The sequence below is a fragment of the Halorussus sp. MSC15.2 genome, assembly GCF_010747475.1.
Taxonomy (GTDB): Archaea; Halobacteriota; Halobacteria; order Halobacteriales; family Haladaptataceae; genus Halorussus.
The window spans coordinates 1-723 of sequence record NZ_VSLZ01000020.1 but is presented as its reverse complement, the minus strand read 5'-3'; the positions used below and the strand labels follow the sequence as shown (position 1 = coordinate 723).

1 tRNA gene and 1 rRNA gene are annotated in these 723 nt (G+C 56.3%); both read right to left on the bottom strand.

Annotation, left to right across the window (positions count from 1 at the left end):
• Positions 1–367: ribosomal RNA gene (locus FXF75_RS22315) — 23S ribosomal RNA — on the bottom strand; the annotation flags it as partial.
• 211 nt (positions 368–578) lie between these two features.
• A tRNA-Ala gene (locus FXF75_RS21915) sits at positions 579–650 on the bottom strand.
• Positions 651–723: the final 73 nt, after the last annotated feature.

Sequence of the window (723 nt, the reverse complement as noted above, 5' to 3'; positions counted from 1 at the left end):
ACCGTACTGGAACAGCATACGGGGCTTTCACCCTGTGTCGCGCTCCGTTTCAGGAGACTTCTGTTGTTCGGTCGGGTGCTGAGAGTCAGTCCGAACACCACATTGCCCGTGTGGGCTTCGGTTTGGACTGTGTCGCGTTCACTCGCGGTTACTGACGACATCTCTTGCGGTTTCTCTTCCTGTCGATACTAAGATGTTTCAATTCTCGACGTTCCCCATTGCGCGAAGCAATTGCGGTGGGGATTCCCATTCGGAAATCCTATGTTCTTTGCCTCCGTGCGGCTCCCATAGGCTTATCGCAGCTTGGCACGTCCTTCATCGGCGCTCGAGCCGAGCCATCCACCAGCTGGCACAGTAGCCACGCTGTTGGAATCGCACTGTGACCCGGTTCAACTCGGATCCAGTGGACGCCTGGATTGCACGTACATACGGTTGTCATCGTCACGTCCTGGTAGTATCAGGAGCGTACGTCGAACCCTTCCTACACGCGCTTTCACGGTGTAGTGCATCGGTTAGTGTGGATTGAATCGTTGCGCCGTCTCCCACTTAAGGGACACGGTTTGATTCGCACCACGACATGGACCCACTAGGAGTCGAACCTAGGGCTTCCTCCTTGCAAAGGAGACGCTCTGCCACTGAGCTATGGGCCCACCTCCCCGGGAGGGGAGGGTGTGTTCGTTAGCCCTGGTAGTTCTAAGGTGCTCGGTCGATTTCACGATAGGG